This window comes from Thermoactinomyces mirandus, assembly GCF_013868055.1.
GTDB classification, from domain to species: Bacteria; Bacillota; Bacilli; order Thermoactinomycetales; family Thermoactinomycetaceae; genus Thermoactinomyces; species Thermoactinomyces mirandus.
The window spans coordinates 1-13,357 of the sequence record NZ_JACEOL010000042.1 but is presented as its reverse complement, the minus strand read 5'-3'; the positions used below and the strand labels follow the sequence as shown (position 1 = coordinate 13,357).

General features: G+C 44.7%; 17 protein-coding genes and 2 other annotated features. Of the genes, 1 reads left to right on the top strand and 16 read right to left on the bottom strand.

Going from position 1 to position 13,357, the window contains the following annotated elements; genetic code table 11:
• Window positions 1-11 precede the first annotated feature (11 nt).
• Window positions 12-164, bottom strand: a sequence feature (ribosomal protein L10 leader region).
• A gap of 212 nt (window positions 165-376) precedes the next feature.
• The 16 genes from rplA to H2C83_RS12860 form a co-directional block, all read right to left on the bottom strand.
• Window positions 377-1,075 (bottom strand): 50S ribosomal protein L1, encoded by a 699-nt coding sequence (gene rplA, locus H2C83_RS12935; protein ID WP_181741415.1) that lies wholly within the window; start codon window positions 1,073-1,075, stop codon window positions 377-379.
• Between the two features lie 86 nt (window positions 1,076-1,161).
• Entirely contained in the window at window positions 1,162-1,587 is a 426-nt protein-coding gene (gene rplK / locus H2C83_RS12930) for a 50S ribosomal protein L11 (protein ID WP_181741413.1), read from the bottom strand.
• Between the two features lie 161 nt (window positions 1,588-1,748).
• A complete protein-coding gene (gene nusG, locus H2C83_RS12925; RefSeq protein WP_181741533.1) occupies window positions 1,749-2,282 on the bottom strand; it encodes a transcription termination/antitermination protein NusG in 534 nt (177 codons plus the stop codon).
• Window positions 2,283-2,328: 46 nt separating this feature from the next.
• Window positions 2,329-2,556, bottom strand: coding sequence for a preprotein translocase subunit SecE (gene secE, locus H2C83_RS12920; RefSeq protein ID WP_181741411.1), 228 nt, complete (start codon window positions 2,554-2,556; stop codon window positions 2,329-2,331).
• A 39-nt stretch (window positions 2,557-2,595) separates the two neighbouring features.
• A complete protein-coding gene (gene rpmG / locus H2C83_RS12915) occupies window positions 2,596-2,745 on the bottom strand; it encodes a 50S ribosomal protein L33 (RefSeq protein ID WP_181741409.1) in 150 nt (49 codons plus the stop codon).
• Between the two features lie 341 nt (window positions 2,746-3,086).
• Window positions 3,087-3,752, bottom strand: coding sequence for an RNA polymerase sporulation sigma factor SigH (sigH, locus tag H2C83_RS12910; RefSeq protein WP_181741407.1), 666 nt, complete (start codon window positions 3,750-3,752; stop codon window positions 3,087-3,089).
• Between the two features lie 115 nt (window positions 3,753-3,867).
• Window positions 3,868-4,389, bottom strand: a complete 522-nt coding sequence (locus H2C83_RS12905; RefSeq protein ID WP_181741405.1) for an NYN domain-containing protein — start codon at window positions 4,387-4,389, stop codon at window positions 3,868-3,870.
• On the bottom strand, window positions 4,382-5,131 hold the full coding sequence (gene rlmB, locus H2C83_RS12900; protein WP_181741531.1) for a 23S rRNA (guanosine(2251)-2'-O)-methyltransferase RlmB: 750 nt from the start codon (window positions 5,129-5,131) through the stop codon (window positions 4,382-4,384). The genes H2C83_RS12905 and rlmB overlap by 8 nt, the downstream gene beginning before the upstream one ends.
• Entirely contained in the window at window positions 5,115-5,552 is a 438-nt protein-coding gene (locus H2C83_RS12895) for a Mini-ribonuclease 3 (protein WP_281364164.1), read from the bottom strand. The genes rlmB and H2C83_RS12895 overlap by 17 nt, the downstream gene beginning before the upstream one ends.
• Window positions 5,549-6,946: a cysteine--tRNA ligase gene (gene cysS, locus H2C83_RS12890; protein ID WP_181741403.1), complete on the bottom strand. Its 1,398-nt coding sequence runs from the start codon at window positions 6,944-6,946 to the stop codon at window positions 5,549-5,551. Before cysS ends, H2C83_RS12895 begins: the two co-directional genes overlap by 4 nt.
• The gene (gene cysE, locus H2C83_RS12885) at window positions 6,885-7,655 is read right to left on the bottom strand and encodes a serine O-acetyltransferase (protein WP_181741527.1); all 771 of its coding nucleotides are present in this window, start codon (window positions 7,653-7,655) and stop codon (window positions 6,885-6,887) included. The genes cysS and cysE overlap by 62 nt, the downstream gene beginning before the upstream one ends.
• A gap of 57 nt (window positions 7,656-7,712) precedes the next feature.
• Window positions 7,713-7,933, bottom strand: a binding site (T-box leader).
• A gap of 29 nt (window positions 7,934-7,962) precedes the next feature.
• On the bottom strand, window positions 7,963-9,423 hold the full coding sequence (gene gltX / locus H2C83_RS12880) for a glutamate--tRNA ligase (RefSeq protein WP_181741401.1): 1,461 nt from the start codon (window positions 9,421-9,423) through the stop codon (window positions 7,963-7,965).
• A gap of 2 nt (window positions 9,424-9,425) precedes the next feature.
• Window positions 9,426-9,932: a 2-C-methyl-D-erythritol 2,4-cyclodiphosphate synthase gene (gene ispF / locus H2C83_RS12875; RefSeq protein ID WP_181741399.1), complete on the bottom strand. Its 507-nt coding sequence runs from the start codon at window positions 9,930-9,932 to the stop codon at window positions 9,426-9,428.
• Window positions 9,929-10,618: a 2-C-methyl-D-erythritol 4-phosphate cytidylyltransferase gene (gene ispD, locus H2C83_RS12870; protein WP_246333905.1), complete on the bottom strand. Its 690-nt coding sequence runs from the start codon at window positions 10,616-10,618 to the stop codon at window positions 9,929-9,931. Before ispD ends, ispF begins: the two co-directional genes overlap by 4 nt.
• Before the next feature lie 118 nt (window positions 10,619-10,736).
• Window positions 10,737-11,831, bottom strand: coding sequence for a PIN/TRAM domain-containing protein (locus tag H2C83_RS12865; protein ID WP_181741395.1), 1,095 nt, complete (start codon window positions 11,829-11,831; stop codon window positions 10,737-10,739).
• A gap of 121 nt (window positions 11,832-11,952) precedes the next feature.
• A complete protein-coding gene (locus tag H2C83_RS12860) occupies window positions 11,953-12,447 on the bottom strand; it encodes a CarD family transcriptional regulator (protein WP_312853917.1) in 495 nt (164 codons plus the stop codon).
• A 308-nt stretch (window positions 12,448-12,755) separates the two neighbouring features.
• Between H2C83_RS12860 and H2C83_RS12855 the strand changes: the two genes are divergently transcribed.
• On the top strand, window positions 12,756-13,151 hold the full coding sequence (locus tag H2C83_RS12855; RefSeq protein WP_181741393.1) for a nucleoside triphosphate pyrophosphohydrolase family protein: 396 nt from the start codon (window positions 12,756-12,758) through the stop codon (window positions 13,149-13,151).
• Window positions 13,152-13,357 lie beyond the last annotated feature (206 nt).

Below are 13,357 nucleotides of genomic sequence, written 5' to 3'. Positions count from 1 at the left end.
CACCAGGAGTTTTTAGAAAATAGAAAAAGCCTCCGTAGACAGGCGAAGGCTTCGTTACCCATATGGATTCACAGATCAGTCATCCATATATTCAAACTTACCTCGGTAGGATATTAAGCGCAGTTACAAGCACCTACTGTCTACGGTAAAAGCTGTATCCCATTTTTACAAAGACCAGTGTAAACTGCTCAGACAATAAACTGCAAGGTTCTTCTGACCCGCAACCATTCCGTTCCTGAAATTCGTAACAGAGCTGACACTCGGATCGCAATTTACGTTTTTTGGTATTCCACGGATGGATTATATCAAAAAAGGTGAGATGGGTCAATGCGCCTTTTTCCCCTCACCATGGCAAATCCTGTTTCAAAAAGCGGAATCAGCTGGCACCTAACCGTTGAGAGCTGACAGCAACTCCAGGACCCATCGTGGAAGAAACCGTTACGCTTTTCATATAGGTTCCTTTGGCTGCAGCGGGTTTGGCTTTCAACAATGCATCAGCCAGTGTCTGCAGGTTTTCAAGAAGCTGTTCAGTTGTAAAAGATACTTTACCGATTGCAGCGTGGATGTTACCGGCTTTGTCGGCACGGTATTCGATTTTACCTGCTTTGATTTCTTTAACGGCTTTTTCCACTTCAAAAGTAACAGTACCTGTTTTCGGGTTTGGCATCATGCCTTTGGGGCCCAAAATACGGCCCAAACGGCCTACTTTTCCCATCATGTCAGGAGTTGCAACGACAACATCAAAATCGATCCATCCCTCGCTGACTTTGTTGACGGTTTCTTCATCCCCTACATAATCTGCTCCCGCAGCTTCAGCTTCTTTTGCTTTTTCCCCTTTTGCAAAGACAAGGACACGTTTGGTTTTCCCGGTTCCGTGCGGAAGCACGACAGCACCCCTAACCTGTTGATCCGCTTTTTTGGTGTCAATCCCCAAGCGGAATGCAGCTTCTACGGTTTCATCAAATTTAGCAGTAGAAATCTCTTTTACGAGTTCCAATGCTTCCTGAGGCTCATAAATCTTGTCATGATCCACTTTTTTTACAGCCTCGAGATATTTTTTACCATGTTTCGCCACGTTCATTTCCTCCCTTCGTGGTCATAGCGGAAGATCCTCCCACAAGCCTGAAGCTGCTCGTGGCAGAGCAGCCTGGCTCCCAATCATCAGTCTTCAATAACGATCCCCATGCTCCTCGCTGTGCCTTCCACCATACGCATGGCAGCCTCAACGTTTGCCGCGTTGAGATCGGGCATTTTCATCTCAGCGATTTCACGCACTTTGTCCCGTTTAATGGTCGCTACTTTATTCCGGTTCGGTTCACCGGAACCAGATTCAATACCAGCAGCTTTTTTCAGCAAAACAGCTGCCGGGGGAGTTTTGGTAATAAAGGTGAAGGAACGATCTTCAAAGACCGTAATTTCAACCGGAATAATCAGTCCAGCCTGATCGGCGGTGCGAGCATTGAATTCCTTACAGAAACCCATGATATTCACACCGGCTTGACCGAGTGCCGGACCTACTGGCGGTGCCGGATTGGCTTTACCAGCGGGAATTTGCAGCTTGACCACTTTGATAACTTTTTTGGCCACGCTAAAACTACCTCCTTCAAACATGTGGTTTTCTCGGGTATTACCCTCCCACGGAAAGGCAAGTTCCCTTTTTCACTCGGGCTTGCGCTCGCCCCAAAGACGGGGGTAACAAACAGTTATACTTTACCACACCCATTCTAGAAACAAAAGCTTTATATTCGCTAAATTTTTTCCACCTGACTGTATTCAAGTTCAACAGGTGTTTCCCGTCCAAACATATTGACCATCACTTTGATTTTTGAACGGCTGGCATCTATCTCATCAATTTTTCCAACAAAATTAGCGAACGGTCCATCTTTTACTCTTACACTTTCACCAACATAGAAGTCAACTGTTGCTCTGGACTCTTCCATACCCATCTGACGTAAAATTGCATCAACCTCATCCGGCATAAGGGGAGTCGGTTTGGAACCAGCTCCTGATGAACCCACAAAGCCTGTAACTCCAGGTGTGTTTCGCACGACGTACCACGAGTCATCGGTCATGACCATTTCCACCAACACATAACCCGGAAAGACTTTTTTCATTACCATTTTCTTTTTTCCGTCTTTATGTTCGACCTCTTCTTCCATCGGTACAAGAACTCGGAAAATTTTATCTTGCATATCCATGGACTGGACACGCTTTTCCAGGTTTGTTTTGACCTTGTTCTCGTAGCCGGAATACGTGTGAACCACATACCAATTCTTCTCCATGCTCATCAGGGTCTTAACCCTGTCCCCCCTTATAAAAGTGACTGCGTTATTTAGTGATTAGTCTAACCAGTTGATAAATTCCAGCATCAATCAGAAAGAAAAAGAGAGCCAGTAAAAAAACAATCAGTAACACCACGGTTGTGTAGTTAACCATTTCCTGCCGGTTCGGCCAGCGAACTTTTTTCAGTTCCTGCACACTGCCGCGGAAAAAACCTGTTGTTCCCTTTATGCTTCTCCGAATTCCCCGTCCGAGATTTACGAGAAAAGCAGCCATGCTGTCACCCCCATCTCATATCAAGCAGCTAAACCCAAATTACTTGGTTTCACGATGGATTTGATGTGCATTGCAGCGCGGACAATATTTGCGCAATTCCATACGATCCGGATGCTTTCTTTTGTTTTTGGTCAAAGCATAGTTGCGCGAACGACATTCCGTACAAGCCAATGTAATATTAACCCGCATTTCCGACACCTCCCAATCTGAAAATCAACGTTCAAACCTGTGAATGACTATAGAAAATACCCAAACTACATTATCACACAGACCATTAACTGTCAATGTAATGCGTTTTTTGAATACATTATTGACAAAAAACACACAATTCAACATCCATGTTTTCATTCTTTTTGTCCGCCGTTTGTGAACAAATTGTTAAATAATATACAATCAGCACAAATTTTTAATACATTTTTTTTTACTTGAAAGGAATATGGTGATTTTTGTCGAAATTAAGGGTATGCAAAAGAACAGGTATAGTGTACCTGTTCTTTTGCGAACATGAATCCATTATGATATCCTTTGTATTAAAGAGAGATTTCACGAACTTCGAGATATCTCTCTAATTTTCGCTTTACTCTCTGTAAAGCATTGTCGATGGACTTCACATGTCGATTTAAGTCGACAGCGATTTCCTGGTAGGAACGTCCATCCAGATACAACATCAGGACTTTACGCTCCAGGTCACTAAGAATCTTGGCTATTTTATCTTCAATATCGTTATACTCTTCTTGGCTGATATAAATCTCTTCAGGGTTAGATAGACTTCCAGGGATTTTATCCAACAATGTACGGTCTGTATCGTCGTCATAAGCAGGCTTGTCTAATGATACATAAGAGTTTAGCGGAATGTGTTTTTGTCGGGTAGCCGTTTTAATCGCTGTGATGATTTGGCGTGTGATGCACAACTCGGCGAATGCTTTAAACGAAGCCAGCTTGTCCCCTTTAAAGTCTCGAATCGCTTTAAATAGCCCAATCATCCCCTCCTGCACGATATCTTCATGATCGGCTCCGATGAGAAAATACGACCTGGCTTTAGCTCTGACAAAATTTTTGTACTTATTAATCAAGTATTCTAGTGCTTGATGATCTCCAACACGTACGCCATATACCAGCTCTTCGTCGGCTAGTGTATTGTAGTCGACATCCTTGTCATAAACGACGAAATCACTGGATTGAAGATTTACACTCACCGCTTTCCCTCCCGACCAAGTAGCCTGTAACCCTCGGTATATTAACCCACAGTAACAGTAACAGTAACAGTAACGTTATTATATCCGAATCGAAACAAAAACGTCAAATTTTCACCTATTTTTTCCTTCTCCATTTTTCTAATATTTGTTTCAGTTCGACGCTCAATCTTTCCTCCAGCGTATTTCTTTGCCTTTCCTGTTTCCTTTTTCTTAATTTTCCACTTAATTTCTCTTTTGCGATCCGAATCTCCTCCAACAGCTCCCTGGAAGAAATCCGGTAAGCTCCCTGACCAAACACCATTTTCTGCTCCAAATAATCGGACGTTGCCACATATATGGAACGATGCGGGCTCTTATGCTTCTTGACAAAGCGTTCAATAAATTCATCTGCCGTTTCTTCCCGGCGGGTGTAATAAACAAAAATTTTCTCTTCATCCGTCTTCGTCCGGGCTTCCGGAGTGGAATGCGCATCAAATACAAGGTGAACCTGCCTGCCCGTGATCGCCTGGTACTCAGACAAATCACGGATCAATTTCAAGCGTTCCTCCTCGATTGAAACAGGGTTCCAGCGCATGCCCAACCTTGCCCCAACCACGTTGTACCCATCCACCACCAGCCACTCGTCCCGCTTAACCATATACCGACCGGCTGCGCAAAACTTCGTACATGAGAATGCCCGCCGCCACTGATGCATTTAAGGAGGTGACCTTTCCTTTCATCGGAAGTTTCACCAGAAAATCGCACTTTTTTTTCAAAAGCGAATGGATTCCGCTTCCCTCGCTGCCGATCACGAGTACAACCGGCATGGAATAATCAACTTCCGTATAGGTTTGCTCCGCACTGCCATCGCTTCCAACCAGCCAAATTCCCTGCTCTTTCAGTTCATCAGCAACCCGGTTCAGATTGGTTACCCGGACAACCGGCACATGTTGGGCTGCGCCTGCCGAAGTTTTCTCCGCCACCGAAGTGACTCCTGCCGCTCTTCGTTTGGGAATTATCACGCCATGGACTCCCGCTGCATCTGCTGAACGCAAAATAGAGCCCAGGTTATGTGGATCTTCAATTCCATCCAGAATCAGAAAGAACGGATTCTCCTGTTTCTGTGCGGCCCGTGCGAAAAGCATGTCGAGGGAAGCGTATTTATAAGGGGCAACCTGTGCGACAACCCCCTGATGGTTTTGCCCTTCCGCCAATTGGTCAATGCGGGCACGAGGCACCCACTGGTATGGGATTTTTTCTTCTTTTGCCCGCTCAACAATCTGTCGCACACTGTTTTTGTTAATATTTTCAGCCAGAAGCACCTTTTCCACAGAGCGTTCTGATTGCAAGGCTTCCAAAACGGGGTGCCTTCCATAGACCAAATCAGTCATTTTCTCTATACTCCTTCTTTTCTACTATCTCAATGGCTGTTCTCATCAACTCGTGCAAACGCCACTCTTCTCCCTTTAAATAGAGATAACCGATCAATGCCTCCAAACCAGTGCTCTGCCTGTAATCAGAAACTCTGGCATTCTTTGGGACGCTCCCTGACTTGGCGTTTCGGCCGCGTTTGAGAATGTCCCTTTCTTCCTCTGTTAAACCGTCTTCCAGTGTGCGGTAAACATGAGACTGGGCGAAGGCAGATACAAATTTAACCGCCTCTTTTTGCAAATCCTGGGGACGTACCACCCCACGGGCAATTAAATGATGCCGAATAAACATTTCGTAGACCGCATCGCCAATATAGGCCAACAGCAACGGATTATGCTCGTGAGGCAATTTTGTCAGTGGATCCAGCATTCCAAAGATCATTTTGTTCATTTTCTTCTCCATCTTACTCCTTGTGGTGTATCTTCTAAAATAATCCCTTTAGCCAGCAGTTGGCCGCGGATTGCATCTGCTTTTGCAAAATCACGTGCTTTTCTCGCTTTTTGCCTTTCCTCAATGAGCGCTTCAATTTCCTGTTCCAGGGTATTTTCGGCTTCGGTCTTAACCAGTCCCAAAACTTCTTCCCCGTGTACTTTAAACCAGTACAGAAGCAAACGGATTGTTTCTTTGGATACAACCGGTTTAGCCACTGTTTCGTTGGCCAGTTTCACTACTTCAAACAACACGCTGATGCCATTGGCCGTGTTAAAGTCATCATTCATTTCAGCTTTAAACTGGTCCGTAAACTGCGACAACTTTTGCGCCACATCCGCATCAACATCTCCGGGCAAAGCGGCATTCAGACGGTGATTCAGATTATTTACAGCCGTTTGCATCCGTTCAACGCTTCCTTCAGCCTGTTTCATCACTTCTTCGCTAAAGGAAATCGGATGCCGGTAATGGGCGGACAAGAGAAAATATCGGATCGCCTCGGGTAAATATTCCTGGCGCAATTCCACCACGCGCTTCACATTCCCCAAGGATTTCGACATTTTTTCGTCTCCCATATTAATATACCCGTTATGCAGCCAATAACGTACAAAAGTTTCTCCGGTCCAGGCTTCACTCTGTGCGATTTCGTTTTCATGATGGGGAAAGCAGAGGTCTGCCCCGCCTGCATGAATATCCAAAGTATCACCCAGATATTTGCGTGCCATTACGGAACATTCAATATGCCAGCCGGGCCGTCCCCTTCCCCATGGTGTTTTCCAGCTGATTTCACCAGGTTTTGCCGCTTTCCACAGGGCAAAATCAAGCGGATGTTCTTTCTGCTCATTCAATTCAATCCGCGCTCCTGCTTTCAATTCTTCGGGCGACTGGTGGGACAGCTTGCCATAGTCTTTTTTTCTCAGAGAGCGAAAGTAAACATCTCCGTTTTTTTCATAAGCATACCCCTTCTCGATCAAAGCACTGATGGCTTCAATCATTTCCGGAATATGTTCGGTTGCGCGCGGGTGAATATCAGCCTGTTTTACACCCAAAGCATCCATATCCTCAAAATACGCCTTGATATAACGATCTGAAATCTCTGGTACGGGCTTCCCGGTTTTCTTGGAAGCGTTGATCAGTTTGTCATCTACGTCTGTAAAATTTTGCACATAGGTTACCTTATACCCCAGATAGCCCAGATACCGGCGCACTACATCAAAGAAGACAAATACACGGGCATTTCCAATGTGAATATAGTTATAGACGGTCGGACCGCATACATACATCCGAACCTCATTATTGCGAACCCGCATTTCCTCCTTCGTTCTGGTTAGTGTATTGTAAAGTCTTATCGTCATCGTTGGAAGTTCCCCCCTTTGTTGATTTCTCTTCCTGCGCCTTCAGTTTTTTTTCCATTTCCTTCAACTGTACTTTTAACAATTCAATTTCCTCATGCATGGAACGGAACATCTCCGCAACCGGGTCGGGCAAGTTAACCTGATCCAGATCATCTTTCACCCGCACTCCATCCTGAATCACTACCCGGCCAGGTACCCCGACAACGGTGGAATTGGCAGGAACATCTCTTAAAACAACGGAACCTGCACCAATTTTGGCAAATCGCCCTATGCGAATCGAACCCAAAACCTTTGCACCTGAAGCAATCATTACATGATCCTCAATCGTGGGATGCCGCTTGCCTTTTTCTTTACCGGTTCCTCCCAGGGTAACGCCCTGATAGATCGTGACATAGTCCCCAATTTCACACGTTTCGCCAATCACTACGCCCATTCCGTGGTCAATAAACACCCCACGGCCGATTTTTGCCCCCGGATGGATTTCAATGCCGGTAAAAAAACGATTGAGTTGCGATATTATACGTGCAATCAACAACAAACGTTTCTTGTAGAACCAGTGAGCCAACCGATGCGCCCACAAGGCGTGCAACCCGGAATAAGTCAAAATGACTTCAAGTGTACTTCTGGCTGCCGGGTCACGGTCAAACACGGCTTGAATATCAGCCTGCAGAGTTCTTTGCGTCCCTTTTTTCCTGCTCCACAGTGACATTTTCAGTTCCCCCTCTTTAACAGATTGAATATAAAAAATCTCTGCAGCCGTGATGGCTGCAGAGACGGTTTTCCGCGGTTCCACTCTGCTTGGGCTTTGATTGCCCCTCTCTCATCCGATAACGGCGGGAGTCCGGAACACTCCTACTCTGCCTTTTATAAACATTTCGGAGGTCAGCTCATGGGTGCACTTCAAATGTTCAGGAACAGGGCTTCACACCAGCCAGCCCCTCTCTGGAATATTCTCAAACATCTTACTCTCCCAATCATAGCTATTTTATATTCTATTACTATTTTGCCGGATAAAATTACAAGTTGTCAATTGCCGCACGCAACCGTTTCAATACCTGGTCGCGGCCAATCAACGCGAGCGATTCACGGAGGTCCGGCCCGTGATCGACCCCTGTTACTGCCGCGCGCACAGGCATGAACAGTTTTTTCCCCCGATAACCGGTATCCTTCTGAACACGCTTGAACATCTGCTTGATATCATCCGGTTCAAACGACTTCTGTTGTTCCACTTGCCTTGAAAATGCTTCCAGTACAGCCGGAACCTGTTCTTCCCGCAGAATTTCTTTGACCTGATCCGAATAACGGACTTCTGTCTGAAAGAACAAATCGGTCAATTCAACAATCTGTGCGATATATTCCAACTGCTCCTGATACAGGGCAACCAAACGGGTTACCCAGTCTTTTTGCTCTTCCGCAAGCGGAGTTTGAATCCGGCCCGCCTTTTCCAGATAAGGAATGGCCAATTCAACGATCCGTTCCAATGGTGCTTTTTTAATATACTGCCCATTCATCCATTTCAACTTTCCTGCATCAAACACGGCCGGAGCTTTTGATACCCGATCAAGAGTAAAGAGATTTATTAATTCCTGTTGCGTAAACATTTCTTCTTCCCCTTCCGGGGCCCAACCTAACAAGGCAAGGAAATTGACAATTGCTTCCGGTAAATATCCCAATTCCTTATATTGATCAATAAATTGAATAATCGTTTCATCCCGTTTGCTCATTTTTTTGCCTTCCGAATTCAAAATCAGCGGAATATGAGCAAAAACGGGAGGTTTAAAGCCGAGCGCTTCATAAACCATGATTTGCTTGGGTGTATTTGATAAATGTTCTTCTCCCCTCAAGACATGGGTAATTTTCATTAAAGCATCATCTACTACAACCGCAAAATTATAAGTGGGGCGCCCATCCGGTCGGCGAATGACAAAGTCGCCAATTCCATCTGAGTCAAACTTTACCGTTCCGCGGATCTCATCTTCAATCACAATCGTTTTTCCTTCGGGCACACGAAAACGTACGCTGGGAACTCTCCCCTCCGCTTCAAATCTGGCCCGCTGTTCTGCGGTCAGTTCCCGATCCCAACCGCTGTATTTCGGGACTTCTCCCCGGGCAAGCTGCTCCTGGCGTTCTTTTTCCCGTTCTTCCTGTGTGCTGTAACTCAAATAAGCTTTTCCTTCTTGCAAAAGCTGTTCAATATACCGATTGTAAAAGCCCATTCTTTCCAGACAGCGGTAAGGTCCGTAAGGACCGCCAATATCCACGCTTTCATCCCAACGGATGCCAAGCCATTTCAACATAGTCATTTGCTTTTCATCCGCGCCCGGAACATTTCTTTCTGTATCAGTATCTTCAATACGAACAATGAAATCGCCGCCATGATGTCTGGCATGCAAATAACTGAATAACGCCGTCCTTGCTCCACCAATATGTAAGTGACCCGTCGGACTTGGTGCATAACGCGTGCGAACCCTGTCCATTTCTATCTCTCCTTTTCCATTTTATGCCAGGCTTTGTTTTTTACCAGGCAAACTACGGCCATTGAGGCAATTCCTTCTTCCCTGCCGGTAAAACCAAGCCTTTCCGTGGTCGTTGCCTTAACATTGACCCGTTCCACTTCAACTCCCAGGATTTCTGCAATTCTCTGTTCGATTTTATGGATATATGGAGCCAGCTTTGGTTTTTGTGCAATAATGGTCGCGTCCAGATTACCCAAAGAATAATCTTTTTTTATTACTTGTTTCCATATTTCACTTAATAATACTGCACTGTCTGCATCTTTAAACGATTCATCGGTATCGGGAAAGTGCTTTCCGATATCTCCCATCGCCGTCGCGCCCAAAATGGCATCCGTAATGGCATGCAACAATACATCAGCATCTGAATGACCGGACAGCCCTTTATGATATGGGATGTCGATTCCCCCAATAATCAGTGGCCTGTTTTCAGCAAACCGATGCACATCAAATCCCTGTCCAATACGAATCATTTCTTCTTACTCCTCATCTGGTAAATCGCTTCCGCCATGAACAAATCATCTGGTGTTGTCAGCTTGATATTCGTATACTCCCCTTCAACCACTCTCACATCGATTCCCATTTCTTCCACCAGCATGGAATCATCGGTAGCCATGGCATCCCATTTTAAAAACTGCTCATGAGCAGAAAGCAGAATATCCCGCCGAAAAGCCTGGGGAGTCTGTACTGCCCACAGACGTTTACGGTCGGGAGTCTGTTCTACAACCCCGGCATCATCAACCATTTTTACCGTATCTTTCACAGGAACAGCCAGGATTGCCGCACCATGCATCCTTGCTACCTTTAACAAACGGGAAATCGCTTCACGACTTACAAAAGGACGGACAGCATCATGTACCATTACCCAGTCCGTCCTGATTTTTTTCAAGCCCAGATAAACACTTTCCTGTCGTTCTTTTCCTCCGGAAACAACACAGGTTACTTTGTGAATACAGGCTTCTTCAATCATTTTCTGTGTCCGTGCAATCTCCTCTTCCTGAGTAACGACAACAATTTCATCTACTTCCGGCAATCCTTCAAACAACGCCAACGTATGTATGATGACAGGCTGCCCATGGAACTGCAAAAATTGCTTCCGTTCGCCCATTCCCATTCTTTTTCCTTGACCAGCGGCAGGAATGATCACTCCAACGCTCAAACATCTGTCTCCTTTCGCTTTTTGCACAAAATAATGCCCGTCCTTGGTTTTGAATATAAACCAATCACGGGCTTCAAGCAACGGCATTTTTCGTTTTTCTTGAAAGAGAGGACGGTTTTTACAGAGCTTTCTCCAAAAGTTTGGGCTTGGCAAAAATCATTCGGCCGGCCGATGTTTGCAAAACACTGGTTACCAACACATCAATCCGTTCACCGATATAATCACGCCCACCTTCAATGACAATCATGGTTCCATCATCTAAGTATGCAACGCCCTGATTATGTTCTTTCCCATCCTTAATGACCTGAACATTAATCTCTTCTCCCGGCAAAACGACAGGTTTGACAGCATTGGCCAGGTCATTGATGTTTAATACGCTGACACCTTGCAATTCACACACCTTGTTCAGGTTAAAGTCATTGGTCACAACTTTCCCTGAAAGTACCTTGGCCAGTTTCACAAGTTTGCTGTCAACTTCCTGGACCTCTTCAAAGTCCCCTTCATAAATCAGTACGTTTACATCCAGCTCTTTTTGAATTTTATTAAGGATATCCAGTCCACGCCGTCCCCGATTCCGTTTCAAAACATCCGAAGAGTCAGCGATATGCTGAAGTTCTTCCAGCACAAAGCTTGGTATGACAAGAGTTCCTTCCAAAAATCCCGTGCGACAAATGTCGGCAATACGCCCATCAATAATTACACTGGTATCCAAAATTTTATGCTCAACATAAGGTTTTTCTTCTTTTTTCAGTTTATTTTCTTTGTTTTGGCGTCCAAGTGTAAAAATAGAGATTAGTTCATCCCGTTTTTTATATCCCACTCTGAATCCAAGGTACCCAAGCAAACCGGAAAAAATAAAAGGCAGGACACGATTCACGCCGGGGATCGGCAACTGAGCCAGCGGTTGCTGGATCAGAAAGGCGACAATCAACCCGAAAATCAAGCCGAGGGCCCCGAAGAGTCCATCCGCAGCAGGTATTTTTACCAGCCGCTCTTCACTCCAGCGAATCCATTTCACCACATTATTGGATAGCCAAAAAGTTGTAACAAACATGATGAGAGCTCCGAGTACAGCTCCAATATATTGCGGGCCAGGAACTTCGCCAAAATTCAGAGGAGACTCCTGAAGCAACCCGAAAAATTCAGGACCAAAGTAATAACCAGCGGATGCTCCGACCAAAGTGAAAGCTAATTCAACAAAACGTTTCAGCACGGGGCTTCACCTCCTCCCAAAACTCTGCTAGTAATCATTATAGACATTTTGCCATAATGAAAACCCGAAACTTGAAATTTTTCTTATGACCTTTTTGTAACAAAAAGAGAATAATAATTGATTAGTTCTTTTTTAAAAAAATTCCTTCAATCAACTCCAGTGCCTCTTCCTCATTCATGTCACTTGCCAATACCAGTTCACTGACCAGGATCTGTCTGGCATTATCCAACATTTTCCTCTCTCCGGTGGATAAACCTTTTTCCTCATCGCGAAGCATTAAAGAGCAGACTACTTCTGCCACCTCATAGATGTCTCCGCTCTTTATTTTGTCCATATTGGCACGATAGCGACGGTTCCAGTTAAGCGTGTCATGATTGTCTTTTTCTTTCATCTGTTTCAACACCTTGTCAACCGTCATTTCGTCAACTACTTCGCGCAGACCGATAATATCTACATTGTTCAAAGGAACCATCACTTTCATATTTCCTATGGGCATCCGCATAACATAGTATTTCTGCCGTTCTCCCAATATTTCCTTCTCTTCGATTGATTCAATCACACCTGCACCATGCATCGGATATACCACTTTATCGCCAACATTGAACAAACGATCCACCTCCAGAGGCAATATCTATTTCCAAGATATCACAAAAACAAGGTTTAGTCAATGAAAATGAATATATTAGCATATTATCCGGCAAATAGTCAATCCCTTTTCTTAAAATATGTCGTGGATAAAGTCAAAAAATTGACACTACAAATCTGCACCCTATATAATAAAATCAAATATGATTCGTTTGGAGTGGCCGCCTGGATCCCGGTTGATTTGAATGATTTCATGAAAACCACCTGAAAGGTCTTTTCATATATCCTGTTTTTCAAGGTGTGTCCAGCTGTCTCCATTCTTAAAAAGAGGTGAAAGGCATGAGCGACGGTCATCTTCATTCCTTTCAAGAACAAGTGAATGATCTGTTGCTTCGGCATCGCAGTTTTCTAGATGTCACATCCAAATACCAGGAGTCAAGTTCCCGGGTAAACCGGGCTTTAACCAAAGCCGTGACTGAATGCGGTTGCATCAAGATCAAGGCGGACAAACAGTCATATCCGAAAGATGCACCCCGTGAAGAATGGAAAGATTACTTTAAGACTCACTTGTCTGGACAATTGTGCGACCACTGTCAGGATATTGTCAAAACGGAGATGGGAAAAAACCTTTTCTATCTCACCGCTCTATGCAATTTGTTGCAAATTTCCCTGACAGATGTGATTCAGCAGGAATCCAACCATTTATCCACGTTAGGCGTTTTCAACCTGCGTTGACTCGTATGAAAAAAACAACCCTGGATTTCAGGGTTGTGAGCTTGATGACAAACCCCAAGCTTTTTCGCAAGAAAAGGGCTTGGGGTTGTATATTTCAGGGAGATAAACAAATTAAGGAAATTCAATTTATTAATTAGCCGGATCACAAGGCTTTTTCCTCTCTTCGAGAGGAGCAGAGCCAGTTTTTTAACATTTTGGGCCATGGC

Excerpts from the sequence above, each read along its gene's own strand:
- nusG (WP_181741533.1), bottom strand. The coding sequence starts at position 2,282 with ATGGAGAAGAATTGGTATGTGGTTCACACGTATTCCGGCTACGAGAAC.
- secE (WP_181741411.1), bottom strand. The coding sequence starts at position 2,556 with ATGGCTGCTTTTCTCGTAAATCTCGGACGGGGAATTCGGAGAAGCATA.
- rpmG (WP_181741409.1), bottom strand. The coding sequence starts at position 2,745 with ATGCGGGTTAATATTACATTGGCTTGTACGGAATGTCGTTCGCGCAAC.
- H2C83_RS12905 (WP_181741405.1), bottom strand. The coding sequence starts at position 4,389 with ATGGTTAAGCGGGACGAGTGGCTGGTGGTGGATGGGTACAACGTGGTT.
- H2C83_RS12895 (WP_281364164.1), bottom strand. The coding sequence starts at position 5,552 with ATGAACAAAATGATCTTTGGAATGCTGGATCCACTGACAAAATTGCCT.
- cysS (WP_181741403.1), bottom strand. The coding sequence starts at position 6,946 with ATGACGATAAGACTTTACAATACACTAACCAGAACGAAGGAGGAAATG.
- cysE (WP_181741527.1), bottom strand. The coding sequence starts at position 7,655 with ATGTCACTGTGGAGCAGGAAAAAAGGGACGCAAAGAACTCTGCAGGCT.
- gltX (WP_181741401.1), bottom strand. The coding sequence starts at position 9,423 with ATGGACAGGGTTCGCACGCGTTATGCACCAAGTCCGACGGGTCACTTA.
- ispF (WP_181741399.1), bottom strand. The coding sequence starts at position 9,932 with ATGATTCGTATTGGACAGGGATTTGATGTGCATCGGTTTGCTGAAAAC.
- H2C83_RS12855 (WP_181741393.1), top strand. The coding sequence starts at position 12,756 with ATGAGCGACGGTCATCTTCATTCCTTTCAAGAACAAGTGAATGATCTG.